This window comes from Amycolatopsis heterodermiae (assembly GCF_034929455.1).
Lineage (GTDB): Bacteria > Actinomycetota > Actinomycetes > Mycobacteriales > Pseudonocardiaceae > Amycolatopsis > Amycolatopsis heterodermiae.
In genome coordinates, this window is sequence record NZ_JAYFSI010000010.1 from 260,033 (window position 1) to 284,257 (window position 24,225).

General features: G+C 70.2%; 22 protein-coding genes. 19 read left to right on the forward strand and 3 right to left on the reverse strand.

Going from position 1 to position 24,225, the window contains the following annotated elements; translation table 11 throughout:
* Positions 1–68 precede the first annotated feature (68 nt).
* From VA596_RS35315 to VA596_RS35325, 3 genes are read left to right on the forward strand one after another with little or no spacing between them, the layout of a single operon-like run.
* On the forward strand, positions 69–1,238 hold the full coding sequence (locus VA596_RS35315) for an acetoin utilization protein AcuC (RefSeq protein ID WP_323332916.1): 1,170 nt from the start codon (positions 69–71) through the stop codon (positions 1,236–1,238).
* A gap of 6 nt (positions 1,239–1,244) precedes the next feature.
* The gene (locus tag VA596_RS35320; protein ID WP_323332917.1) at positions 1,245–3,926 is read left to right on the forward strand and encodes a bifunctional acetate--CoA ligase family protein/GNAT family N-acetyltransferase; all 2,682 of its coding nucleotides are present in this window, start codon (positions 1,245–1,247) and stop codon (positions 3,924–3,926) included.
* The gene (locus VA596_RS35325) at positions 3,923–5,053 is read left to right on the forward strand and encodes a serine hydrolase domain-containing protein (protein WP_323333090.1); all 1,131 of its coding nucleotides are present in this window, start codon (positions 3,923–3,925) and stop codon (positions 5,051–5,053) included. Before VA596_RS35320 ends, VA596_RS35325 begins: the two co-directional genes overlap by 4 nt.
* On the opposite strand, the gene VA596_RS35330 is transcribed toward VA596_RS35325, so the two are convergent.
* On the reverse strand, positions 5,050–6,069 hold the full coding sequence (locus tag VA596_RS35330) for an acyl-CoA dehydrogenase family protein (protein WP_323332919.1): 1,020 nt from the start codon (positions 6,067–6,069) through the stop codon (positions 5,050–5,052). The genes VA596_RS35325 and VA596_RS35330 overlap by 4 nt on opposite strands.
* 9 nt (positions 6,070–6,078) lie before the next feature.
* On the reverse strand, positions 6,079–7,242 hold the full coding sequence (locus tag VA596_RS35335) for an acyl-CoA dehydrogenase family protein (protein WP_323332921.1): 1,164 nt from the start codon (positions 7,240–7,242) through the stop codon (positions 6,079–6,081).
* A gap of 70 nt (positions 7,243–7,312) precedes the next feature.
* Between VA596_RS35335 and VA596_RS35340 the strand changes: the two genes are divergently transcribed.
* The 14 genes from VA596_RS35340 to VA596_RS35405 all read left to right on the forward strand — a co-directional run bounded on the left by VA596_RS35340 (position 7,313) and on the right by VA596_RS35405 (position 20,315).
* Positions 7,313–7,504 carry a ferredoxin gene (locus VA596_RS35340; RefSeq protein WP_323332923.1) on the forward strand — a complete coding sequence of 64 codons (192 nt, stop codon included), beginning with the start codon at positions 7,313–7,315 and terminating at the stop codon, positions 7,502–7,504.
* Positions 7,505–7,585: 81 nt separating this feature from the next.
* Complete coding sequence (locus VA596_RS35345; RefSeq protein WP_323332926.1) at positions 7,586–8,443, forward strand: 3-oxoacyl-ACP reductase; 858 nt, start codon at positions 7,586–7,588, stop codon at positions 8,441–8,443.
* Positions 8,440–9,198 (forward strand): glucose 1-dehydrogenase, encoded by a 759-nt coding sequence (locus VA596_RS35350; RefSeq protein ID WP_323332927.1) that lies wholly within the window; start codon positions 8,440–8,442, stop codon positions 9,196–9,198. Before VA596_RS35345 ends, VA596_RS35350 begins: the two co-directional genes overlap by 4 nt.
* Before the next feature lie 94 nt (positions 9,199–9,292).
* Positions 9,293–10,081, forward strand: coding sequence for an MlaE family ABC transporter permease (locus tag VA596_RS35355; protein WP_323332928.1), 789 nt, complete (start codon positions 9,293–9,295; stop codon positions 10,079–10,081).
* Complete coding sequence (locus VA596_RS35360) at positions 10,081–10,929, forward strand: ABC transporter permease (protein WP_323332930.1); 849 nt, start codon at positions 10,081–10,083, stop codon at positions 10,927–10,929. The genes VA596_RS35355 and VA596_RS35360 overlap by 1 nt, the downstream gene beginning before the upstream one ends.
* Entirely contained in the window at positions 10,926–12,260 is a 1,335-nt protein-coding gene (locus VA596_RS35365) for an MCE family protein (RefSeq protein WP_323332931.1), read from the forward strand. Before VA596_RS35360 ends, VA596_RS35365 begins: the two co-directional genes overlap by 4 nt.
* Complete coding sequence (locus VA596_RS35370) at positions 12,257–13,294, forward strand: MlaD family protein (protein ID WP_323332933.1); 1,038 nt, start codon at positions 12,257–12,259, stop codon at positions 13,292–13,294. The genes VA596_RS35365 and VA596_RS35370 overlap by 4 nt, the downstream gene beginning before the upstream one ends.
* A gap of 107 nt (positions 13,295–13,401) precedes the next feature.
* A complete protein-coding gene (locus VA596_RS35375; protein WP_323332934.1) occupies positions 13,402–14,391 on the forward strand; it encodes an MCE family protein in 990 nt (329 codons plus the stop codon).
* The gene (locus VA596_RS35380; RefSeq protein WP_323332935.1) at positions 14,388–15,581 is read left to right on the forward strand and encodes an MCE family protein; all 1,194 of its coding nucleotides are present in this window, start codon (positions 14,388–14,390) and stop codon (positions 15,579–15,581) included. Before VA596_RS35375 ends, VA596_RS35380 begins: the two co-directional genes overlap by 4 nt.
* On the forward strand, positions 15,578–16,738 hold the full coding sequence (locus VA596_RS35385; protein ID WP_323332936.1) for an MCE family protein: 1,161 nt from the start codon (positions 15,578–15,580) through the stop codon (positions 16,736–16,738). Before VA596_RS35380 ends, VA596_RS35385 begins: the two co-directional genes overlap by 4 nt.
* A complete protein-coding gene (locus VA596_RS35390; RefSeq protein WP_323332938.1) occupies positions 16,735–17,970 on the forward strand; it encodes an MCE family protein in 1,236 nt (411 codons plus the stop codon). Before VA596_RS35385 ends, VA596_RS35390 begins: the two co-directional genes overlap by 4 nt.
* Positions 17,967–18,440 carry a hypothetical protein gene (locus tag VA596_RS35395; RefSeq protein ID WP_323332939.1) on the forward strand — a complete coding sequence of 158 codons (474 nt, stop codon included), beginning with the start codon at positions 17,967–17,969 and terminating at the stop codon, positions 18,438–18,440. The genes VA596_RS35390 and VA596_RS35395 overlap by 4 nt, the downstream gene beginning before the upstream one ends.
* A complete protein-coding gene (locus tag VA596_RS35400) occupies positions 18,437–18,919 on the forward strand; it encodes a hypothetical protein (RefSeq protein ID WP_323332940.1) in 483 nt (160 codons plus the stop codon). The genes VA596_RS35395 and VA596_RS35400 overlap by 4 nt, the downstream gene beginning before the upstream one ends.
* A gap of 166 nt (positions 18,920–19,085) precedes the next feature.
* Positions 19,086–20,315, forward strand: a complete 1,230-nt coding sequence (locus VA596_RS35405) for an HNH endonuclease signature motif containing protein (protein ID WP_323332942.1) — start codon at positions 19,086–19,088, stop codon at positions 20,313–20,315.
* A gap of 991 nt (positions 20,316–21,306) precedes the next feature.
* On the opposite strand, the gene VA596_RS35410 is transcribed toward VA596_RS35405, so the two are convergent.
* Positions 21,307–21,783: a hypothetical protein gene (locus tag VA596_RS35410; RefSeq protein WP_323332944.1), complete on the reverse strand. Its 477-nt coding sequence runs from the start codon at positions 21,781–21,783 to the stop codon at positions 21,307–21,309.
* Positions 21,784–21,846: 63 nt separating this feature from the next.
* On the opposite strand from VA596_RS35410, the gene VA596_RS35415 reads away from it, so the two are divergent.
* Together VA596_RS35415 and VA596_RS35420 are read left to right on the forward strand one after the other, a co-directional pair.
* On the forward strand, positions 21,847–23,091 hold the full coding sequence (locus VA596_RS35415) for an aminotransferase class I/II-fold pyridoxal phosphate-dependent enzyme (RefSeq protein WP_323332945.1): 1,245 nt from the start codon (positions 21,847–21,849) through the stop codon (positions 23,089–23,091).
* A gap of 116 nt (positions 23,092–23,207) precedes the next feature.
* Complete coding sequence (locus VA596_RS35420) at positions 23,208–24,182, forward strand: ferritin-like domain-containing protein (RefSeq protein WP_323332947.1); 975 nt, start codon at positions 23,208–23,210, stop codon at positions 24,180–24,182.
* Positions 24,183–24,225 lie beyond the last annotated feature (43 nt).

A 24,225-nucleotide genomic window follows, 5' to 3' on the forward strand; every position in this document is an offset into this window, starting at 1 on the left:
GCGGCGGAGACAACCAGCACGGCTCTCCGGGGCCGCGGACCGCCGCGATCGGCACTACAGTCGGGGGCATGTCGCCGGCTGTCGTGTGGGACTCCTCCCTGCTGGGTTACGACCTGGGTGGGGATCACCCGTTCAACCCCGTCCGGCTGGAACTCACCGTCCGGCTGGCCACCGAGCTCGGGGTGCTCGACGGCGTCGAGCTGCTCGTGCCGAGCGCTGCCGGGGACGAGGAGCTCCTGCGGATCCACGCGCCCGAGTACCTGGCCGCCGTGCGGGAGGCGCCGCTCGTCGGGTGGGACGTCGGGCACGGGCTCGGGACGTCCGACAACCCCGTGTTCAGCGACATGCACGACGCGTCGGCGCTGGTCGTCGGGTCGACGCTGCTGGCCGCGCGCAAGATCGCCGAGGGCGAGGCCACCCGCGCCGTCAACATCGCCGGGGGGCTGCACCACGCGATGCGGGACCGGGCGTCCGGGTTCTGCGTCTACAACGACTGCGCCGTCGCGATCTCGTGGCTGCTCGACCACGGCTTCGAGCGGATCGCCTACATCGACACCGACGTCCACCACGGCGACGGCGTCCAGGCGGCCTTCTACGACGACCCCCGCGTCCTCACGATCTCCATGCACCAGCACCCGTTCACGCTCTGGCCGGGCACCGGCTACTCGGCCGAGACCGGCCGCGGCAAGGCCGACGGCACCGCGGTCAACGTGCCGCTGCCGCCGCGCACCCGGGATCCCGGGTGGCTGCGGGCGTTCAACGCCGTCGTCCCGTCGCTGCTGGCCGACTTCGAGCCGCAGCTGCTGTTCACCCAGTGCGGGGTCGACTCGCACGAGGAAGACCCGCTGGCCGACCTCTCGCTGAGCGTCGACGGCCACCGCACCATCTACGCCACCCTGCGTGACCTCGCCAACACCTACGCGGGCGGCAAGTGGATCGCCGTCGGCGGGGGCGGGTACCAGCTGATCCGGGTGGTCCCGCGGTCGTGGACGCACCTGATCGCCACCGTGCTCGACCGGGACGTCGACCCGGCGACGCCGCTGCCGCCCGGCTGGGTCTCCACCGTGGGCAAGGCCGCGCCGAACGCCGAGCTGCCGGCGGCGATGACCGACGACCGCGACACGGAGTTCAAGCCGTGGGGCGACGGCGAGGACGACCCGGTCGACGTCGCCGTCCGGGACACGCGCCGGGCCGTCTTTCCCTTGCACGGCCTGGATCCCGACGATCCCAGGGACTGATTCACCATGGCCGGACGGGACCCCTTCGACTACCCCCGCGACTGGGAGGCCGACGTCGTGCTGTCCGACGGCGGCACCGTCCACCTGCGCCCGGTCGTCCCGGCCGACGCCGACGGGCTCGTCTCCTTCCACGGGAAGCTCTCCGAGCGCACCCGCTACTTCCGCTACTTCGGCGCTTACCCGCGGATCCCCGAGAAGGACCTGAAGCGGTTCTCCACCGTCGACCACCACGACCGGGTCGCGTTCGCCGCGTTCCTGGGCGACGACATCATCGCGGTCGGCCGGTACGAGCGGCTGGACGACGGGCCGTCGGCCGAGGTGGCCTTCGTGGTCGACGACGCGCACCAGGGCCGGGGCCTCGGCTCGATCCTGCTGGAGCACCTGGCCGCGGCCGCGTCCGAATCCGGCCTGCGCCGGTTCGTCGCCGAGGTGCTCGCCGAGAACGCCGCGATGGTCCGCGTCTTCCGCGACGCCGGTTACCAGGTCAGCCGCGAGTTCGAAGAGGGCGTGCTGCACCTGGAGTTCGACATCGACCCGACCGAGGAGTCGCTGGCCGTGGCCCGCTCGCGGGAGCAGGCCGCCGAGGCGCGCAGCGTGCACAACCTGCTGCACCCGAAGTCCGTCGCGGTGATCGGCGCCTCCGCCGAGCCGGGCAAGGTCGGCCACGTCGCCTTCGTGAACCTGCTGGCCGCCGCGTTCACCGGCACCGTCTACCCGGTCAACCCGGAGCACCGCTCGATCCGCGGGGTGCGCGCCTACCCGTCGGTGCTGGACATCCCGGACTCGGTCGACCTGGCGCTGGTCGCGGTGCCCGCCGAGGCCGTCGAGTCCGTTTTGGACGCCTGCCTGGCCAAGGGCGTGAAGACCCTGCTGATCGTCTCCGGCGGCTTCGGCGAGGCCGGCCCGCACGGCCTGCACGCCGAGCTGCGGCTGGTCGGCGAGGCCCGGGCGCACGGCATGCGCGTCGTCGGGCCGAACGCGCTCGGCGTGCTGAACACCGCGCCCGGCGTCCGGCTCAACGCCACCCTCGCGCCGCGGCTACCGGGCCGCGGGCGCACCGGGTTCTTCTGCCAGTCCGGCGCGCTGGGCACGGCGATCCTGGCCGACGCCGAGGCGCGCGGGCTCGGCCTGTCGACGTTCGTCTCGGCGGGCAACCGCGCCGACGTCTCCGGTAACGACCTGCTGCAGTACTGGGAAACCGACCCGGACACCGACCTCGTGCTGCTGTACCTGGAGTCCTTCGGCAACCCGCGCAAGTTCGCCCGGCTGGCGCGGCGGCTGGCCCGGACGAAGCCGATCGTCGCGGTGAAGTCGGGGCGCCACGCGGTCCGCTCGCAGCTGGCGGCGACGTCCACCGAGATCGACGAGATCAGCGTCCAGGCCCTGTTCGAGCAGGCCGGGGTCGTGCGGGTCGAGTCGCTGGCGCAGCTGTTCGACACCGCGCTCGTCTTCGCGCACCAGCCGCTGCCCGCCGGGCCGCGGGTCGCCATCGTCGGCAACTCGAGCGCGATCGGGCTGCTGGCCGCCGACACCGCCCGCGCGCAGGGGCTGCGGCTCGCGTCGGATCCGGTGGACGTCGGCCCGCAGGCCGGTCCGGAGGACTTCGCGAAAGCGGTGGGGGAGGCGCTGACCTCGCCGGACACCGACGCGCTGGTCGTCGTGTTCGCGCCGCCGGTGGCGATCCCCGGCACCGCGTACGCGCGCGCCTTGCGGGAGACCGTCGTCGAGCTGGGGCAGCAAAAGCCGATCGTCTCGACGTTCCTCGCGGCCGAAGGCGTGCCGGACGAGCTGGCGGTGTCGACCGAAGAGGGCGTCCCGACGCGCGGCTCGATCCCGTCGTACCCGAGCCCGGAACGCGCGGTGAACGCGCTCGCGAAGGTCGTCCGGTACGCCGCCTGGCGGCAGCGGCCGCAGGGCACGCTGGTGCGGCCGTCGCGCATCCACACCGAGCAGGCGCAGGTGATCGTGCGCGAGCTGCTGGCCGCCGAGGACGGCAAGACGACGGTGCTGCCGGACCCGGACGTCGTGCGCCTGCTGGGCTGTTACGGCATCGACGTGGTCCCGTTCCGCGTGGTGTCCACAGTGGACGAAGCGGTCGCGGCGGCCGCCGAGCTCGGCTACCCCGTGACGCTCAAGGCGGTCGACGAGCGGCTGCGCGGCCGGCCCGACCTCGCCGGCGTCCGGCTCGACCTGGGGTCGGAGGACGCGGTGCGCACGGCCTACGCGACGTTGCGCGAGATCTCCGGTGAGGACGACGTGTACGTGCAGCGGATGGCGCCGAAGGGCCTGTCGTGCGTGATCGGGCTGCAGGACGACCCGTCGTTCGGCTCGCTCGTGTCGTTCGGCCTGTCCGGGCTGGTCAGCACGCTGCTGGGGGACCGCGCCTACCGGGCGGTGCCGGTCACCGACGTCGACGCGGCGACGCTGCTGCGCGAACCCCGGACGGCGCCGCTGCTCACCGGCTACCGCGGTGATGAGCCCGCCGACCTCGCCGCGCTGCAGGACATGGTGCTGCGCGTGGCCGCGCTCGCCGAGGACAACCCCGAGGTGCGGTCGCTGACGCTGGACCCGATCCTGGCCTCGCCCGACGGCGCGTTCGTCGCCAACGCCCGGCTGGTGCTGGGCCCGCCGCCGTCCCGGCCCGACACCGGCCCGCGGCGCCTGCGCGCCATCAACCCCCAGGACTGAGCATGCTCACCGAACTGCTGACCCGGCACGCCGCGGACGTGCCCGGCGCGGTCGCCCTCGTCGCGCGCGGCGACCGGGTCGAGGTGGCGGCCGCGGGCTCGGCCGACGCCGGAGGCACCGTGCCGATGGCCCGGGACTCGCTGTTCCGCATCGCGTCGCTGACCAAGCCGATCGTCGCCGCGGCGGTCATGCTGCTCGTCGACGACGGTTCCCTCGCGCTGGACGACCCGATCGCCCGGTGGCTGCCGGAGCTGGCGTCCCCGGTGGTGGTGCGGACGCCGGAGGGCCCGGTCGACGACGTCGTGCCCGCCGTCCGGCCGATCACCGTCGAGGACCTGCTGACCTTCCGCTGCGGTTACGGCCTCGCGGCGGACATGGACCTGCCCGCGGTGGACCTGCTGTTCCAGGTGCTGGGCCACCCGGCCGAGGCCCGCACCCTGCCGCCGGACGAGTGGGTGGCCGCGCTGGCGCAGGTCCCGCTGCTGTGCCAGCCCGGTGCGGCGTGGCTGTACGACACCCCCGCGGAGCTGCAGGGGGTGCTGATCGCGCGGGTGTCGGGGCGGTCGCTGCCGGAGTTCCTCGCGGAGCGGCTGTTCGAGCCGCTCGGCATGGCCGACACCGGGTTCTCGGTGCCGACCCCGGCGCTGGGCCGGTTCACGAGCGCCTACCGCCGGGGCGCGGCCGGGCTGGTGCTGGCCGACCCGCCGGAGGGCCGGTGGAGCGGCGAGCCGGTGTTCCCGTCCGGGGGCGGCGGCCTGGTGTCGACGGCCGACGACCTGCTCGCATTCGCACGGTTCCTGCTGGCCGAGGGCCGGGTGGGCGACCACCGGCTGCTGACGCCGGAGTCGGTGCGCCGGATGACCACCGACCAGCTGACACCGGCCCAGCGCGCGGCCGCCCGGGTGTTCCTGCAGGGCCAGGGCTGGGGGTTCGGCGGCTCGGTGGACGTCGAGGCGACGGCTCCCTGGCACGTCCCCGGCCGCTACGGCTGGATCGGCGGCGCGGGCACCGCGGCCCACCTGGTCCCGGCGACGGGCACGGTCACGGTCCTGCTGACCCAGCTCCAGATGACCAGCCCGGAACCGACCCCGCTGATGCGGGAGTTCTGGGCCTGCGCGGCGCGCTAGGACGCCGCCAGCTCGTCGCCCAGGGCCAGCAGCTGGAGGGTCGCTGGGCCGAACAGGAACTCCAGGCGCTTCGCGGCCACGAAGTAGCGGTGCACCACGTGGTCGACGTCGATGCCGACGCCGCCGTGGACGTGCACCGTCGTGTGGGCCACCCGGTGGCCGGCCTCCGCGGCCCAGAACTTGGCCGTCGCCACCGCTTCCGCGGCCGGGAGGTCCGACGCCAGCCGCCACACCGCCTGCTGGGACGTCAGCCGCACGGCCTCGACGTCGACGTAGGCGTCCGCGAGGCGCTGGCGGACCGCCTGGAAGCCGCCGATCACGTGGTCGAACTGCTTCCGCTCGGCCGCGTACGCCGCCGTCAGCTCCAGCGCGCGCTCGACGACGCCGAGCTGCTGCGCGCAGGCTCCGGCCGTGCCGCGCAGGCGCAGCCACTCGCCGATCGGGCCGAGGGAAATCCCGGCCACGTCGGACAATTCCAGCAGCGCCGCATCCGCGTGGTCCACCGTCTGCTGCGGTTGCACGGTGACTCCCGGGTCCGCCGCGTCGACCAGGAACACCTCACCGGGCGCCGCCACCAGGAAGCCGTGGGCGTACGCGCCGAACGGCACCGCGGACTCGGTGCCGGACACGCGCCCGTCCGACGCGGTGAAACCGGACAGGGCCACCGTGAGCACGCGCTCGCCGCGCAGCACCGGCAGCACCCAGCGGTCCACCAGCTCCGGCGTGCCGAACTCCGCCAGCGCCGCCGCCGCCATCGTGATCGACGTCAGGTAGGGGACCGCGGCCACCGCGCGGCCGATCTCGGTCAGCACCGCGCACTGCTCCAGCAGCCCGAAACCGCCGCCGCCGAGAGACGACGGCAGGGCCGCGTCGAGCACACCCGCCTGGCCCAGGGCCGTCCACAGTGGAGCGTCGAAGCCGCCGGTCCCGTGCGGGTCGTGGGTGAGCTTGTCGGCCAGGATCCGCCGGGTCAGCGCGGCGAGGTCGGCCGACGCCTCGGAAGGGGTGAAGTCCATGGAACGCTCCTAGCGCGTGACGGGCAGGCCGAGGGCGGTCGCGGCGATCATGTCCCGCTGGATCTCGTTGGTGCCGCCGCCGAAGGTGAGGATCAGCGCCGAGCGGTGCTGCCGTTCGATCCGCCCGGCCAGCAGCGCGCCCGGTGAGCCGTCGCGGACGACGGCCGCGTTGCCGAGCACCTCCATCAGCAGCCGGTAGGCCTCGATCGCGAACTCGGTGCCGTACACCTTGGTCGCCGACGCGTCGGCCGGCCCCAGCTCGCTCGCCGCGGCCGCCCAGGCGATCCGCCAGTTCCGCAGCTTCAGGTACTCCGCCCCGGCGTGCACCCGCGCGAGGTGCAGCCGCACCCACTCCTGGTCGATGGCGCCGGTCTCCTTCGCCCAGGCCAGGACGTCGGCGAGGGCCTTGCGCACCGGCGCCGACGACGTCAGGGCGACCCGCTCGTGGTTGAGCTGGTTGGTGATCAGCGGCCAGCCCGCGTTCTCCTCGGCCACGCGCGCCGACACCGGCACGCGCACGTCGTCGTAGTACGTCGCGCTGGTGCCCGCGCCCGCCACCGTGTGCACCTTGGTCCAGGAGAACCCGGGCGCCGACGTCGGCACGATCAGGATCGACAGGCCGCGGTGCTTCCTGGCCTCGGGATCGGTCCGGACGGCGAGCCAGACGTAGTCGGCGTGCTCGATCAGGCTGGTCCACATCTTCTGCCCGGTGACGACGTACTCGTCGCCGTCGCGCACCGCGCGCGTCCGCAGCGACGCGAGGTCGGTACCGGCCTCCGGCTCGGAGTAGCCGATCGAGAAGTGCAGCTCGCCCGCGGCGATCTTCGGCAGGTAGAACGCCTTCTGCTCGTCGGTGCCGTAGCGCATGATGGTCGGCCCGACGGTGTTCACCGTCAGGAACGGCACCGGCACCCCGGCGACCGCCGCCTCGTCGGTGAAGATGAGCTGGTCGAGCATCGGCCGGCCCTGCCCGCCGTACTCCGGCGGCCAGCCGAGCGCCAGCCAGCCGTCCTTGCCCAGCTGCCGGACGATCTCCTTGTAGGCCAGGCCGTCGCCGTACTCGCCGTTGCCCGCGCGCAGGCCGTCACGGCGTTCCGGCGTCATCAGCTCGGCGAAGTACTCCCGAAGCTCCGCGGCCAGTGCCCGCTGCTCCGGCGTGTAGTCGATCCGCACCCGTCACCTCGATCCGGCGTTATAGTAGAACCTGTTCTAGTTGTAACACGACTCTCGCGGCGGAGGAAGCATGGAGATCGGCGTCGATCGTTCGCTCTGCGAGGCGAACGCGGTGTGCGTGGGGTTCGCGCCGGGCGTCTTCGACCTCGACGACGACGAAGAACTGGTCATCCAGCCGGGTCCGGTGCCTGGCGACCAGGCGGAACGGGTCGCCGGTGCGGTCAAGGGCTGCCCGAAGAACGCCCTGTTCATCACCGGTTAGCGGTGTTTACTGAAAGCCTTGCCCAAAACGAGAACAGATTCTAGTGTATGCGGGATCCAGGACTCGATGAGGAGGCCTCGCGTGAGCCTGACCGGCCGGACAGCGATCGTCACGGGCGCCGCCGCGGGACTGGGACGGGCCGAAGCGCTCGCCCTCGCCGCGCGGGGCGCGACCGTCGTCGTCAACGACATCAGCGCGCCGAAGGACGTCGTCGAAGAGATCGAAGCCGCCGGTGGCAAGGCCGTCGCGGTTGCCGGCGACGTCGGCGAGCGCGCCACGGCGGACACGCTCGTCGCGGCCGCGCTCGACCTCGGCGGGCTCGACATCGTCGTGAACAACGCCGGCGTGCTGCGCGACAAGATGCTGTTCTCGATGTCCGACGACGAGTGGGACACCGTGCTCCGCGTCCACCTGCGCGGGCACTTCCTGTTGTCCCGCAACGCCGCGAAGCACTGGCGCGACAAGTCCAAAGCGGACGGTCGGCCGGTGTACGGGCGGCTGGTGAACACCGCGTCCGAGGCGTTCCTGATCGGTTCACCCGGGCAGCCCAACTACGCCGCCGCCAAGGCCGGCATCACCGCGCTCACCATGTCGGCCGCCCGCGGCCTGGCCAAGTACGGCGTCCGCGCGAACGCGATCTGCCCGCGGGCGCGGACGGCGATGACCGAAGGCGTGTTCGGCGCGGCCCCGGCCGACGGCGCCGACCCGCTTTCGGTCGAGCACGTCGCCCCCTTCGTCGCCTACCTCGCTTCCCCGGCCGCCGAGGACGTCAACGGCCAGGTGTTCGTCGTCCACGGCGGCACGGTCGCGCTGGTCGCGGCCCCGCGGATCGAGCAGCGCTGGTCGCTGGACGAACTCGAAACGACCGTCTCCGGCTACTTCGCCGACCGTGACCCCGGCCGGATGTTCGCCGCCACCGAAATCCTGGAGGACTCGTGAGGCTCGACGGAAAGATCGCCCTCATCACCGGCGCCGCGCGCGGCCAGGGCGAGGCGGCCGCACGCGCGTTCGCCGCCGAAGGCGCGAAGGTGGTGATCGCCGACATCCTGGACGACGAGGGCAAGCAGCTCGCCGCCGACCTCGGCGACGCCGCCGTCTACCAGCACCTCGACGTCGGCAGCGAGGACGACTGGGCTGCGGCCATCGAGCGGGCGACCACGGAGTTCGGAGCGCTGAACGTGCTGGTCAACAACGCGGGCATCCTCCATTTCTCGGAACTGGGCAAGACGACACTGGCCGATTACGAGCGCGTCATCCGGGTGAACCAGATCGGGGCGTTTCTCGGGATGCGCTCGGTCGTTGAACCGATGACCGCCGCCGGCGGTGGCTCCATCGTCAACGTGTCCTCTGTGGAGGGTCTGGCCGGGATGCCGTACCTGATCGCCTACACCGCGAGCAAGTTCGCGATCCGCGGGATGACCAAGGTCGCGGCCATGGAACTCGGCAAGAAGCACATCCGGGTCAACTCGGTGCACCCCGGCGCGATCGACACGCAAATGGTTTCCACCGCGGCCGGCGGCCAGAAGGTCGACATGTCGTACGTCGGGAAGAAGGTGGCGCTCGGCCGGGTCGGGCAGCCCGAGGACATCGCGAAGCTCGTGCTGTTCCTGGCCAGCGAAGAAAGCTCGTACTGCACGGGATCGGAGTTCGTGGCCGACGGCGGGGCGACGGCGTCCCACGCGCTCAATTTTTGAATGAACAGAGTTGAGCGGTTAACACCGCTAACGAAAATCGGGCACCGGGTGTGGAGAAGACTCGGAGGTCACTGACGACCCACTGGGAGGTGTGGTGAGCGACAGCACGGGCACGCTCCCGGGAACGGCGGCGTTGACGCAGGTCGGCCGCCTCGCCACGCTCTCCTGGGAAGTCCTGCGCGCGATCTTCAAGCGCCCCTTCCAGGCCCGCGAGTGGATCCAGCAGTGCTGGTTCTTCGCCAGCGTCACGATCCTGCCGACCGCGCTGGTGGCCATCCCGTTCGGCGCGGTGATCGCGCTGCAGCTCGGCTCGCTGACCGCGCAGATCGGCGCCCAGTCGTTCACCGGCGCGGCCAGCGCGCTGGCCATCGTGCAGCAGGCCAGCCCGCTGATCACCGCCCTGCTCGTCGCGGGCGCCGGCGGCAGCGCCGTGTGCGCGGACATCGGCGCGCGCAAGATCCGTGAAGAGATCGACGCCATGGAAGTGCTGGGCGTCAACCCGATCCAGCGCCTGATCGTGCCGCGCGTGCTGGCCGCCATGGTGGTTTCGGTGCTGCTCAACGGCTTGGTCAGCGTCGTCGGCGTACTCGGCGGGTACTTCTTCAACGTCGTCCTGCAGGGCGGCACGCCCGGCGCGTACCTGGCCAGCTTCAACGCGCTCGCCCAGGTCCCGGACCTGTGGATCAGCGAGATCAAGGCCCTGTTGTACGGCTTCGTCGCCGGCGTTGTCGCGGCGTTTCGCGGCTTGAACCCGCCGCCCGGGCCGAAGGGCGTCGGCGACGCCGTCAACCAGGCCGTCGTCATCACGTTCCTGCTGCTGTTCCTCATCAACGTCGTGCTCACCGCGATCTACCTGCGGATCGTCCCGCCGAAGGCCATGTGATGACGGCGGAACCGATCGAACGCGACCGGACGCTCGAGTACATCGCGCGTCCCGGCCAGAGCCTCGAAGGCCTGGGCAAGCTGCTCGCGTTCGCCGCCCAGGCCCTCGCCTGGTCCCCGCGCACGATCCGCCGCTACAGCCGGGAAACGCTGCGGCTGCTCACCGAAGTCTGCTTCGGCACCGGCGGTCTCGCGGTCATCGGCGGCACGCTCGGCGTGATGATCGGGATGACGCTGTTCACCGGCCTGATCGTCGGCCTCCAAGGCTATTCCGCGCTCAACCAGCTCGGCACGGCCGCGCTCACCGGGTTCATCTCCGCCTACTTCAACACCCGCGAGGTCGCGCCGCTCTCGGCCGGGCTCGCCCTGAGCGCGACGGTCGGCTGCGGCTTCACCGCCCAGCTCGGCGCGATGCGGATCTCCGAGGAGATCGACGCGCTGGAGGTCATGGCCGTGCCGAGCATGCCGTACCTGGTGACGACCCGCGTGCTCGCCGGCGTCGCCGCGGTCATCCCGTTGTACGCGGTCGGCCTGCTGTCGAGCTACCTCGCGTCCCGGCAGATCACCATCTGGCTCTACGGCCAGTCCGCGGGTACCTACGACCACTACTTCACGCTCTTCCTGCCACCGGGGGACGTGCTCTGGTCGTTCGGGAAGGTGATCGTGTTCAGCGTGCTCGTGATCCTGTCCCACTGTTACTACGGCTACACCGCGAGCGGCGGCCCGGCCGGCGTCGGCGTGGCCGTGGGCCGCGCGGTGCGGACGTCGATCGTGCTGATCTCGGTCCTGGACTTCTTCCTGTCCCTCGCGATCTGGGGCGCCAACACCACGGTGAGGATCTCCGGATGAGGAAGGCACTCTGGCAGCGGCTCCGGTACCAGGTGCTGGGGCTCGCCTTCCTGCTCGTGGCCGCCTTGTTCATCGCCTTCACGCTCGCCGTCTACAACAAGGCGTTCACGGCGGTGACGCTCGTGAAGCTCGAGACCGACCACGTCGGCAGCCAGCTGCGCACGGGCGGCGACGTCAAGGTCCGCGGCATGGTCGTCGGCGAGGTCCGTTCGGTACTGGCGAAGGGGGACCACGCCGAGCTGGAGCTGGCGCTGGACCCGGACAAGACGTCCGTCATCCCCAAGAACGTCTCCGCGCGCCTGTTGCCGAAGACGCTGTTCGGCGAGCGGTACGTCTCGCTGCAGCTGCCCGCGCGTTCCGACGGGGCGATCAAGGCCGGCGACGTCATCCCGCAGGACCGCAGCAGCAGCGCGATCGAGCTGCAGAAGGTGCTCGACGACGTGATGCCGCTGCTGCAGGCCGTCCAGCCGGAGAAGCTGGCGAGCACGCTCACGGCCGTGTCGACCGCGCTCGACGGCCGCGGCAAGCAGCTCGGCCAGACCCTCTCGCAGCTGTCGGACTACCTCGGCAAGCTCAACCCGTCGCTGCCGGACATCAAGGCCGACATCACCGGGATCGCGAACGTCTCGGACACCTACGACAAGGCCGCGCCGGACCTGCTGCAGGCGCTGTCCGACCTGACGACCACGAGCCGCACGATCGTCGACCAGCGCACCCGGCTGAGCGACCTCTACGCCACCGTCACCGCGGCGTCCGTGGACCTCACGAACTTCCTGCTGGTCAACAAGGACAACCTGATCCGGCTCACCACCGCCGTCCAGCCGACGCTGGACGTGCTGGCGAAGTACGCGCCGGAGTACCCGTGCCTGTTCAACCAGCTCGCCGGTGAGGTCGCCCCGGCCGAGCTGGCCTTCGGCAAGGGCACCGCGCACCCCGAGGTCAGCCGGGTGACCATCGAGTTCAGCGCCAGCCGCGGCAAGTACCTGCCCGGCGTCGACGAGCCGAAGTACGAAGACAAGCGCGGCCCCCGCTGTTACCCGCAGGTGCCGAAGCCGGGCCTCTGGCCGCAGTACCCGCCGGACGGCGCGATCAAGGACGGCTCCACCAAGCCCGCGCCGCCGAAGTCCCCGGGTGGCAGCCTGCCCGGCCCGGTCACGGCGGGCGGCGGCGCGGTCGGCGGGACCGGCGGCATCGTCGGCTCCCAGGACGAGAGCGAGCTGATCAGCCTGCTCGCGTCCCCGGCGCTGGGCACGCTGCCCGACCAGGTGCCCGGCTGGGCGGGCCTGCTCGTCGGGCCGCTCTACCGCGGAGCGGAGGTGGAGCTCAAGTGAGGAGTTTCGTCCCGTCGCTGGTGAAGCTGCTGGTGTTCGCCGTCGTCACGGTCCTGTTCACCGGTGTCCTCGCGGCCACGATCGCGAACACCAACTTCGGCGTGACGTCGGGGTACCTGGCGAAGTTCACCGACGCGTCCGGGCTCAAGGAGGGTGACGACGTCCGCATCGCCGGGGTCAAGGTCGGCCAGGTCGACACGATCGGGGTGGTCGAGGGCGAGCAGAACCTCGCCGAGATCCGGTTCGACGTCGAGCACACCTACCGGCTGCCGGAGTCGGTGACCGCGACGATCAAGTACCGGAACCTCGTCGGCCAGCGCTACCTCGCGCTCGGCACCGACGTCCCGGGGGACAAGCCCCTGCCCGACGGCGGCACGATCCCGCCCGAGCGCACCAAACCCGCGCTCAACCTGACCGTGCTGTTCAACGGGTTCAAGCCGCTGTTCAAGGCGCTGAGCCCGAAGGACGTCAACCAGCTCTCCGCCGAGATCATCAGCGTCTTCCAGGGCGAGGGCGGCACGATCACCAGCCTCCTGCAGCACACGGCGTCGCTCACCACGACGATCGCGAGCAAGGACCAGGTGATCGGCCAGGTGATCGCCAACCTCAACACCGTGCTCGGCACGGTCAACCAGCACGGCCCGCAGCTCGGCGACCTCATCGAGCAGACGCAGAAGCTCGTGTCCGGCCTGGCCGAGCAGCGCAAGCCGATCGGCGACGCGGTGAGCGCGCTCGGCGACCTCGCCGTCTCGACCACCGGGCTGCTGGCCGACGCGCGCCCGGCGCTGAAGGACGACGTCGCGAAGCTCGGCACGCTGTCGCAGAACCTCGGCGACTCCGGTGAGCTGGTCAACCACCTCCTCGAGGTGCTGCCGGGCAACCTGCAGAAGTTCACCCGGACCCTCAGCTACGGCAGCTGGTTCAACTACTACCTGTGCGGGATCAGCGGCACCATCGGCATTTCCTCGCTCGACATCACCCTGCCGATCATCCCGATCCCGGGCACGCAACGCGCGGAGAGGTGTGGGCCATGAGTCTTTTGGGGGGTCCAGGGGGGCTCGCCCCCCGGCCGGGGTCTGGGGCTCGGCCCCAGAGGACGCGGAAACGGCTGAAGGATCGCAACCAGGCCGCGGTCGGCGCGGTGACCCTCGTGCTGATCGTGCTCGTCACCGCCACGACGTACTTCTCCGACCAGCTCCCGTTCTTCGGCAACGGCACGACGTACTCGGCGTACTTCGCCGAATCCGCGGGACTGGCCGCGGACAACGAGGTCGAGGTCGCCGGCGTCAAGGTCGGCACCGTGTCGTCGGTGGCGCTGGCCGGCAAGCAGGTGCTCGTGCGCTTCCGGGTCAAGGACGTCCGCGTCGGCGATAAGACGACGGCGTCCATCGAGATCAAGACGCTGCTGGGGGAGAAGTACCTCGCGCTCGACACGAAGGGCGACGGCGCCCAGGAGCCGAACACGACGATCCCGCAGGCCCGCACGCGCACGCCGTTCCAGCTGCAGGACGCCTTCGAGCAACTGTCCACCACGGTCGGCGACATCGACACGAAACAGCTGGCCGACAGCTTCAACGCGCTGTCCGACAGTCTCAAGGACAGCCCCCAGTACTTGAAGGACACGCTGAACGGCCTGTCGTCGCTGGCCAAGACCGTGTCCTCCCGTGACGCGGACCTGCACACCCTGCTGGCCAACACGAGCCAGGTGTCGAAGACGCTGTCCGACCGCAACGCCCAGCTGCAGCGCGTGATCAGCGACGGCAACCTGCTGCTCACCGAGCTGCAGAACCGCAAGACCGCGATCCACGCCCTGCTCACCGGCACCCAGCAGCTCTCGCAGCAGCTGAGCGGGCTCGTCGCGGACAACCGCGCGCAGCTGAAGCCGACGCTGGACAAGCTCGGGAAGGTGACCGACATCCTGCAGCGCAACCAGGGCAACCTCGACAAGAGCCTGCAGCTGATGGCGCCGTTCGCCCGGGTCGGCGCGAACGCGACCGGCAACGGCCGCTGGTTCGAGGGTTACCTGTGCGGGCTGCTGCCGCCGACGATCACCGTGGGCGGCCTGTCCATCAACCCCGAGGGCTGCACCCCGCCGATCGCGGCGCCGAACCAGGGGGTGGGTCACCGATGACGATCCGGACGTACCGCGGCCGCAGCCTGGCGACGTGGCTCGCCTTCGCCTGCGTGGTCGCGCTGATCCTCACCGCCGGGCTGTGGCTGGTGTTCCGCGAATCCACCGGCACGAAGCTGTCGGCGTACTTCGGCAAGACCGTCGGGCTCTACGCGGGTTCGTCGGTGCGGGTGCTCGGCGTGCCGGTCGGGCAGGTCACCGACGTCACGCCGCAGGGTGACGCGGTGCGCGTCGACATGCAGGTCGAGGCGGTGCAGCTGCCCGCCGACGTCGGCGCGGTCGTCGTCGCGCCGAGCCTGGTCAGCGACCGTTACGTCCAGCTCACCCCGGCCTACGACAGCGGCCCGGTCCTGGCCACCGGCACCGTGCTGCCGCGCGATCGCACGGCGACCCCGGTCGAGCTGGACGACCTGTACTCGAGCCTGGACAAGCTGTCCACGGCGCTCGGCCCGAACGGCGCGAACAAGGACGGTGCGCTGTCCGGCGTCCTCGACACGGCGGCGAAGGCGTTGCAGGGCAACGGTACTTCGCTGAATTCGACGGTCGGGCAGCTCGCCGACCTCGCCAAGACGCTCGACGGTTCGAAGGACGACCTGTTCTCGACCGTGCAGAACTTGAATTCCTTCACCGGCGCGCTGGCCCAGAGCGACCAGCAGCTCAACGAGTTCTACGGCCGCGTCGCCGACGTCAGCGGGTTCCTCGCCGAGGACTCCTCGGACGTCGGGGCCGCGCTGCACTCGCTCGGCGGCGCGCTCGGCGACGTCCAGCAGTTCGTCAACGACAACAAGGCGGCACTGGAGTCCAATGTGGACAAACTGGCGTCGCTGTCGAAGGTGCTCGTCGACCAGCGGGCGTCGCTGGCCGAGGTGCTCGACATCGCGCCGACCGGCGCCACCAACTTCATCAACTCCTACGACGCGGCGTCGGGCACCATCGCCGTGCGCGACAACCTCAACGAGCTGACCAACCCGCCGATCCTGACGGTGTGCCGCCTGATCAGCGCGGGCACGCCCAAGCCGATTCCGGACACCCTGGGCAGCATCTGCAAGCAGCTCGCGCCGATCCTCGACGGCGCCCTGAAGCTGCCAACCATCCCGCAGGTGCTGAACTCCCTGCAGAACGGCGAACTGCCGCCGCTGCCGCTCCCGCTCGTCGACGTGATGGAACAGCTTTCGGGCGGTGCCAAGTGAAGCGGCTCGCGGGCGTGCTCGCCGGGGTGCTCGTGCTGGCGGCCTGCAGTGACGGCGGGTTCAACGGCCTCTACGGCACGCCGCTGCCGGGCGGCGCCGACGTCGGCGACCACCCGTACCACGTCACCGCGCTCTTCACCGACGTCCTGGACCTGGTGCCGCAGTCGAGCGTCAAGGTCAACGACGTCGCGGTCGGGCGCGTCGACAAGATCACCCTGACACCGGACACGCGGTCCGCGCTCGTCGCGATGACCGTCAACGGCGACATCGCCCTGCCCGCGAACTCCCACGCCGAGCTCAAGCAGTCTTCGCTGCTGGGCGAGAAGTTCGTCGAGCTGAGCGTGCCCACCGCCGAACCGGCGAGCGGCAAGCTGGCCGACGGTGCGCAGATCCCGCTCGGGCGCACCAACCGCAACCCCGAGGTCGAGGAGGTGCTCGGCGCGCTTTCGCTGCTGCTCAACGGCGGCGGCGTCGAGCAGATCCAGAAGATCAGCCACGAGCTGAACGACGCGCTGTCGGGCAACGAGCCGGAGATCCGTGCGCTGCTGTCGCACGTGGACGAGCTGGCGACGCAGCTCGACGGGCACAAGACCGAGATCCTGCGCGCGATCGACGGGCTCGGCAAGCTATCGGCGACGCTGACCGGGCAGACGCAGAACCTGTCGAACGCGCTCGACAACCTCGCGCCGGGCCTGAAGATCGTCACCGACCAGCGCGACCAGCTCGTCGGCATGCTGAACGCGCTCAACTCGCTTTCGGGCGTCGCGACGGACACCGTGAACAAGAGCCGTGACCAGCTGGTCGCGAACCTCAAGGCGCTGCAGCCGACGCTGACCAAGCTCGGCGAGGCGGGCCAGGACCTGCCGAACGCGCTGCAGATCCTGCTCACCTACCCGTTCCCCGACTACGCCGGCAACGTCATCAAGGGGGACTACGCGAACGTCGACGCGAACGTGAACCTCGACCTGGACACGCTGATCCAGAACCTCACGAACTCCTCGCAGCCGCCGATCGCGTTGCCCAACACCATCGGCGGGGTGCCGAACACGCCGGCCGCACCGCCGTTGCCGCTGCCGGATCTGGGGCAGTCGACCGGCCAGGTCGGCGGCACCGGGCTGCTGGGCGGCCTGCTGGGCCTGATCGGGGGCGGCAAGTGATCACCCGCAAGACCCGCGTCCAGCTGATCGTCTTCGTCGTCATCGCGGTGGTTTCGGTCGTCTACGCGGGCGGCAAGTACGCCGGGCTCGACCGGCTCTTCGGCAGCCGCGGGTACGTCGTCACCGCGCAGCTCACCGACTCCGGCGGCATCTTCGTCAACTCCGAGGTCGCCTACCGCGGGGTGACGGTCGGGCGGGTGACGTCGATGACGCTCACCGACCACGGCGTCGACGTCGCCCTCGACATCGACTCCGGCGGCCCGGACATCCCGGCCGACGCGCACGCGCAGGTGGCGGACCGCTCGGCGGTGGGGGAGCAGTTCGTCGACCTGCTCCCGCAGCACAACGGCGGTCCGTACCTGAAGGACGGGTCCGTGATCACGGCGGACAAGACGTCGCTGCCGCCGTCCCCGGACACCGTGCTGACCCACCTCGACGACCTCGTCGCGAGCGTCCACCCGGACTCGCTGCGCACGGTCGTCGACGAGACGTACAACGCGTTCGCCGGTGCGGGACCCGAACTGCAGCAGCTGCTGGACAGCACCGGGTCGCTGACCGCGGTGGCCGCGCAGTACGTCCCGCAGACGCAGGGGTTGCTGGCCAACTCGCGGATCGTGCTGGACACGCAGGAGCGGCAGGCCGCGAACATCACCGACTTCGCTTCGGGTTTGAAGACGATCGCGGGTCAGCTCAAGACGTCCGATCCGGACCTGCGCCGGGTGATCGCGCAGGCGCCGCAGCTGAGCCGGCAGATCAGCGACGTGCTCGCCGCGTCCGGCCCCGACCTCGGCGTGTTGTTCGCGAACCTGCTGACGACCGCGCAGATCACGTCGTCGCGCAAGGACGCGATCGAGGAGCTGCTGGTCGCGTACCCGATCATCTCGGCGTTCTCGCCGTCGACGTCCCCGGACGGCACCGGCCACCTGGGCGTGGTGTTCAACTTCTTCGACCCGGCGTCGTGCACGAAGGGCTACGAAGGCACGAAGGAGCGTCCGGCGAGCGACACATCCGAGGCACCGGTGAACATGAACGCCTACTGCGCGGAGCCGCCGGGCAGCCCGACCGGGGTACGCGGGTCGCAGAACGCGCCGTACGCGGGGAAGCCGCCGGCGATCCCGGCCGCGCCGCAGCAGCAGGTGTCGGCTCCTGCGCAGGCGCAGCTGCCGGGGATGCTGAGCCTGCTGACCGGGCCGTCGGCGGGCGGGCTGGGCAAGCTGCTGGGCGTTTCGTGAAAATCCTGGCTGTCGTCGCCGTGCTGGTGGCCGCGTTCGCCGGCTGGTCGTGGTGGCACGCGGCGTCCGACGATTCCCTGGCGCGCGGCCGCGAGCGTGACGCGGTGATCGCGGCGGCCGGGCCGGAGCTGGTCACGCTGAACACGATCGACTACCGCAACGCCGGCGCCGACGTCGACCGCTGGATCGCGGCTACGACGGGGCAGTACGGCAAAGACCTGACCGGCGACCGGCAGCTGCAGATCGACCGGGCTTCGACGGCTAAGACTGTCTCGACGGCGTCCCTGGTGGAGGCGGTGGTGACGGAGATCGACGTTTCCGCGGGCTCGGCGCGTCTCTTGGCGGTGCTGGACGTCCGGGTTTCGACGGGCGGCGGTGCTGTGGCTCCGCGCATGAGCCGGCTGACGGTGGATGTTGTGCGTTCTTCGGACGGCTGGAAGGTCGCTGGGGTCCAGGCGGCGGGCTCATGAACCGGATCCTGGCTGTGGTTGTTGTCGTGGCCCTGGGCTGTGCGGTGTGGTTCGGTGTTGAGACGGCTTCTCTGTCGTCGTCCGACAACTTGGCCTTGGTGGATACTGCGGCGACTGCTTCGGTTTCTGCTGACGTGAGCGAAGCGGTGAAGGCCGTTTTCTCTTACGACTACGCGAATCTGGCTCGTACTGAGCGTGCTGCATCGTCGTACCTGGTTGGGGATGCTGTTCGTCAGTACCAGGCTCAGTTCGCTTCGGCTCGGTCTCGGGCTGCTGGGGGGAAGCTGGTTCGGACTACCACGGTTCGGGCTGTCGGGGTTCGGTCCTTGGTGGGGGATTCGGCTTCGGTTCTGTTGTTTCTGGATCAGCAGACTGTTGCTTTGGGTGGGGGTGCGCCTTCTTCTTCGGTGGCTCAGCTTTCTGTTTCTGCTCAGCGGGTTGATGGGCGTTGGAAGCTTTCGTCTCTTACTGCTCTTTAGGGTATTTGGCTTTCAAGATACGGCTTCGCCGAGGCGTGGGAAATCGGCGCTCCTTGTGGGCGCTTCTCGCTGTGGTCGGCAGCGCCGATTCCCCACGCAGTGGTATCCCTGCCGGATCATCCTTTCGTGTGATGAACATGTGTTCGTTGGGCGGTAATCTTGGTGTGTGGACAGCGAATCGGTGTGGCAGGCAGATGCGGCGGCTCTGGCCGATCGTGTCAGCTCGCTGCTCGGTGTTGTGCGGTCTGCTGAGGCTGAAAATGGTTCTCTGTTGGTGGAAATCGAGTCGCGTGGTGTGATGGAGCTGTTCGGATATCGCTCCGTTGCTCGATTGTTCGAGCATCTGGCTGATGTTTCCAAGGCTGGTGCCGAACGTGTGGTGAAACGAGCGGCGGCTCTCAATGCCGGGCGTGCTCTCGACGGAAGCCCCGTGCCCGCTATTGCTCCGGCCACCGGTGCTGCCGCCCTGGACGGGCGGCTGAGCGCGCCGATGATCGACACCATCGTCGACGTTCTGGCGAAGCTTGCGCCCGAGCACCGCGATGACGCTGAGGGGAGCCTGCTGTCCTTCGCCTCCTCGGCCGGGCACAAGCAGGTCGCCGCATTGGGTGCGCGGATCGTGGCCCACCTCGACCCCGATGGTGCCGAACCCGACTCTGCCGAACCGTCTACGCCCAGCCGTGAGCTGTCGTTGCGCCGCAAGAGAACCGGAGTCTGGGAGCTGACCGGCCGGTTTGACGACGAAACCGGCACCCGCGCCAGCGCCCTGCTCGACTCACTGGCCGAACGTCGCAACAGCGACGAGGGAGCGGACTTCCGTTCCCCGCAGGAACGCTACGGCGACGCCTTCTCCGACGCCGTCGACCTCGCGTTGAACTCCCCGGACTTGCCGATGCAGGCGGGCGAACGAGCCCACGTCATGGTCGCGGTCTCATTGGAGGACCTGAAGTCGGGCGTCGGCCAGGCCACCCTCGGCGACACGGGCACAATGACCGCAGCCGAAGCCCGAGTCCACGCCTGCGACAGCATGCTCATCCCCGCAGTCCTGGGCGAGAAAAGCGAACCCCTGAACCTGGGCCGCCTACGCCGCCTGATCTCCGCCGGTTTACGCCGAGCGCTGTTCCTGCGCGACCGTGGCTGCGCATTCCCCGGCTGCCACCGCCCACCCCGGCACTGCCAGGGTCACCACATCCGCCACTGGTCCGAGGGCGGCCCCACGGATCTGAACAACCTGGTCCTGCTGTGCGCCCACCACCACCGGCTGTTGCACCGCTCAGCCTGGGAAGTCCACATAGCCGCCGACGGCCTACCGGAATTCCGGCCACCAGCGTTCCTGGACAAACACCGAAAACCCAGACGCAACAACATCCACCAACCACTACCGTTCGCGGCATAACCAACCAACAGGGAAAGGCCCCGAAGCCACCGGCTCCGGGCCACGACCCACGCCCGGATTCGCTGACCCACAGACCGGCTCGTTCGACCAACGAACGCAGCAGACGCAGCAGACGGCGCAGCCGCAACAGCGGCACCGCCCCAGCCGGTCCTCGTGCCCTCCCGACTCACCGGCTCTCGCGAATCGATCGGTCTCCAGCGATCGCCGCGTCGCCCACGGAGCCATGCCGATGGTCTGCGTTGGCGGCATTAATCCGGCCGGCCCAGATCGGCGGCCTGCCCGCCTCGACATCCTCGTGCGCTGCCGAACCCGGCCGGTCTCGCATGTCGGTCGGTCACCGGCGATCGCAACGCCACTCCCTGATCCACGCCGGTGGTCTGCGTTGGCGGCACCAATCCGGCCGGTCCAGATCGGCGGCCTGCCGGTCCGCAACATCCTCGGCGTTGCCGACCCTGACCGGTCTCGCGAATCGGTCGGTCACCAGCGATCGCCGCGCGGCTCCCTGATCCATGCCGGTGGTCTGCGTTGGCGGCACCAATCCGGCCAGCCCAGATCGGCGGCCTGGCCGCCTAGACATCCTCATGCGCTGCCGAACCCGACTGTTCTCGCGTGTCAATCGGTCACCGGCGGTCGCCGCGTCGCTCCCTGGTCCATGCTGATGGTCTGCGTTGGCGGCATTAACCCGGCCGGTCCAGATCGGCGGCCTGTCAGTCCGCGACATTCTCGGCGCTGCCGAACCCGACTGGTCTCGCGTGTCGATCAGTCACCGGCGGTCGCTGCGCCGCTGTCTGTTCCACGCTGATGGTCTGCGTTGGCGGCACCGACTCGGCTGGCCCAGTTCGGCGGCCTGCCGGTCCGCGGTATCCTCGTGCGCTGCCGAACCCGGCTGGTCGGTCACCAGCGATCGCCGCACCGCTCCCTTATCCACGCCAACGGCACCAAGTGCAGCGACATCCCCGGGCGACCAATCACCCGGCCGACCAAAACCCACCTAACCGTCCCAGACCGCCGCGCCCTGGCGGAGGACCTCCACGTCTGCCTCCGATGCCGCCGGCCACAGCTCCACCAAATACCGGAAGTGCTCGCCGAACTCGTGCTCGTTCCACTCCGTCGCGGGCGGCCCGGCCGGCACGTACGACACCCGCGCCCGGTACAGCCCCGGCAGCACCGAGAAGAACTTCTCCTGCGACGGGTAGTCCGCGGGCCCGGAAATCACGATCTTCCCGCTCGGAACCGGAAGATCTGCTTCCACCACGTGCTCGGCTTCCGGAAGCAGCACAGGCGCAGAAGGGAGCAGCGTCACCGAAGACTCCACCAGGTCCGAGCGGGCCGTGGCTACCGCGAAACCGCCCGGCTCCGCGCCGATCCGGCGGTCCACCGCCGTTGCCGTCCAGCCGGTTCCGTCCAGGCGTGCGCGGGAATCGCGGACCGAGAACTGGCGCTGGTCGGCGTGGACGACTAGATGCACACCAACCACCCTAGCCAGGACCCGCCCCGAAATGGTATCGACGCCGGGTTTAGCGTTGACGCCATGACCACTGCTTCCGTCGACGTCGACACGGCCCGCGCCGACTACGCGGCCCTCGTCGACCGCGGCCTCTCCCTCGACATCACCCGCGGCAAGCCGTCCCCCAAGCAGCTCGACCTCGCGAACGCGCTGCTCGCCCTCCCCGGCGACGGGACCTTCAAGGCCGAGGACGGCACCGACGTCCGCAACTACGGCGGGCTCAAGGGCCTGCCGGAGCTCCGGCGCATCTTCGCCGGCGCGCTGCAGGTGCCGGCCGAGCATCTGCTCGCCGCGGGCAACTCCAGCCTCGAGCTGATGCACGACGCCGTCGTCCACGCCCTGCTCAGCAAGGTCCCCGGCGCCGAGCGCCGCTGGGCCGACGAGCCGCGCGTCGCCTTCCTCGCGCCGGTCCCGGGGTACGACCGCCACTTCGCGCTCACCGAGCGCTTCGGCATCGAGCTGATCCCGGTCCCGATGACCGGCGAAGGCCCCGACATGGACGTCGTCGAGCGGCTCGTCGCGGAGGACGCCGGGATCAAGGGCATCTGGTGCGTCCCGAAGTACAGCAACCCGACCGGTGTCACGTTCAGTGACGACGTCGTCAAGCGGCTCGCCTCGATGACCACCGCGGCGCCGGACTTCCGGATCTTCTGGGACAACGCCTACGCCGTGCACCACCTCACCGACGACGAGCCGGCGCTGGCCGACGTCCTCGCGCTCAGCGCCGAGGCCGGCCACGCCGACCGCCCGTTCGTCTTCGGCTCCACCTCGAAGATCACCTACGCCGGTGGCGGCGTCGGCTTCTTCGGCGCGTCCGAGGCCAACCTCGCCTGGTGGACCGGCCTGATCGGCAAGCGCACCATCGGCTCCGACAAGGTCAACCAGCTGCGCCACGCTCTGTTCCTCAAGGACGAGGACGGCGTCCGCGCGCACATGCGCAAGCACGCCGAGATCATCGGCCCGAAGTTCGAGGCCGTCGACCGGATCCTCACCGAGGAGCTGTCCGACCTCGCGTCCTGGACCAAGCCGACCGGGGGCTACTTCGTGTCGCTGACCGTGCCCGAGGGCACCGCGAAGGAGGTCGTGCGGCTGGCCAAGGAGGCCGGGGTCGCGCTGACCCCCGCCGGGGCCACCCACCCGCACGGTGACGACCCCGCCGACGCCGTCATCCGCATCGCGCCGACCTTCCCGGAGCTCGCCGACGTCGAAGAGGCCGTCCGCGCCCTGGCCGTCTGCGTCCGGCTCGCCGCGGCGCAGCAAAGCCTCTGACCTGCGAAAACAAAACCGGGAAGAACTTTTTCCCGTTTTGACCGAGCCGGGGGCCGTCCGGGTACGTATGACCGGTGGGTGAGGTGGACGAACTCGTCACGAGAGGACGTCCCCCGGTGTTCGGAAAACGCTACACACAGCAGCTGATCGAGCGCAGCGCGGAGAACGCGACCGACCGCCGCCGCTTCCTCAAGGCTGCGGGAGCGGCGGGGCTCGGCGTCGCGGGCGCCGGCGCGCTCGGAACTGCGCTGTCCTTGGGCCTCGGCTCGGCCGGCGCTACTTCGCAGTACCCGGAGCAGGGTGGCGACGCCGCCAAGGAGGCGGCCAGCGACGCCGCCGTGCTGAACTTCGCGCTCAACCTGGAGTACCTGGAGGCGAACCTCTACCTGTTCGCCGTCAACGGTTACGGGCTGAACGACAAGTACGTCAACGGCATCGGCAACCTCGGCAAGGTCACCGGCGGCCACGCGGTGAAGTTCAAGAGCGAGCACACCAAGCAGATCGTCCAGGAGATCGCGGGTGACGAGGTCGCCCACGTCACCTTCCTGCGCAAGGCGCTGGACAAGGCCGCCGTCGCGCAGCCCGAGATCGACTTCCAGTACAGCTTCACCGCCGCCATGCAGGCGGCCGGGATCATCAACAAGCAGCAGACGTTCGACCCGTTCGCGAGCGAGAACAACTTCCTGCTCGCCGCCTTCCTCTTCGAGGACGTCGGCGTCTCGGCGTACAAGGGCGCGGCCCCGCTGGTGAACAACAAGACGTTCCTCGACGCCGCGGCCGGCATCCTCGCGGTCGAGGCCTACCACGCCGGGATCGTGCGCGGGCAGCTGTTCGAACGCGGCCTCGGCGACGTCACCAACAAGATCTCCGACGCCCGCGACAGCCTCGACGGCAAGGCCGACGACGACGAGGGCGTGCTCAAGGACGGCATGGCGAACCTCGTCCCGGCCGACGCCAACGGCATCGCGTTCGGCCGCTCCGCCGACCGCGTGCTCAACATCGCCTACCTGAACCCGGACAAGGTGTCCTCCGGCGGCTTCTACCCCCGCGGCCTCAACGGCGACATCGCCACCAGTGGTGCCAAGGAGTGAGCGCCGCGTGCCGCCGTCACGGTAACGTCGTGCACGGCGGCAT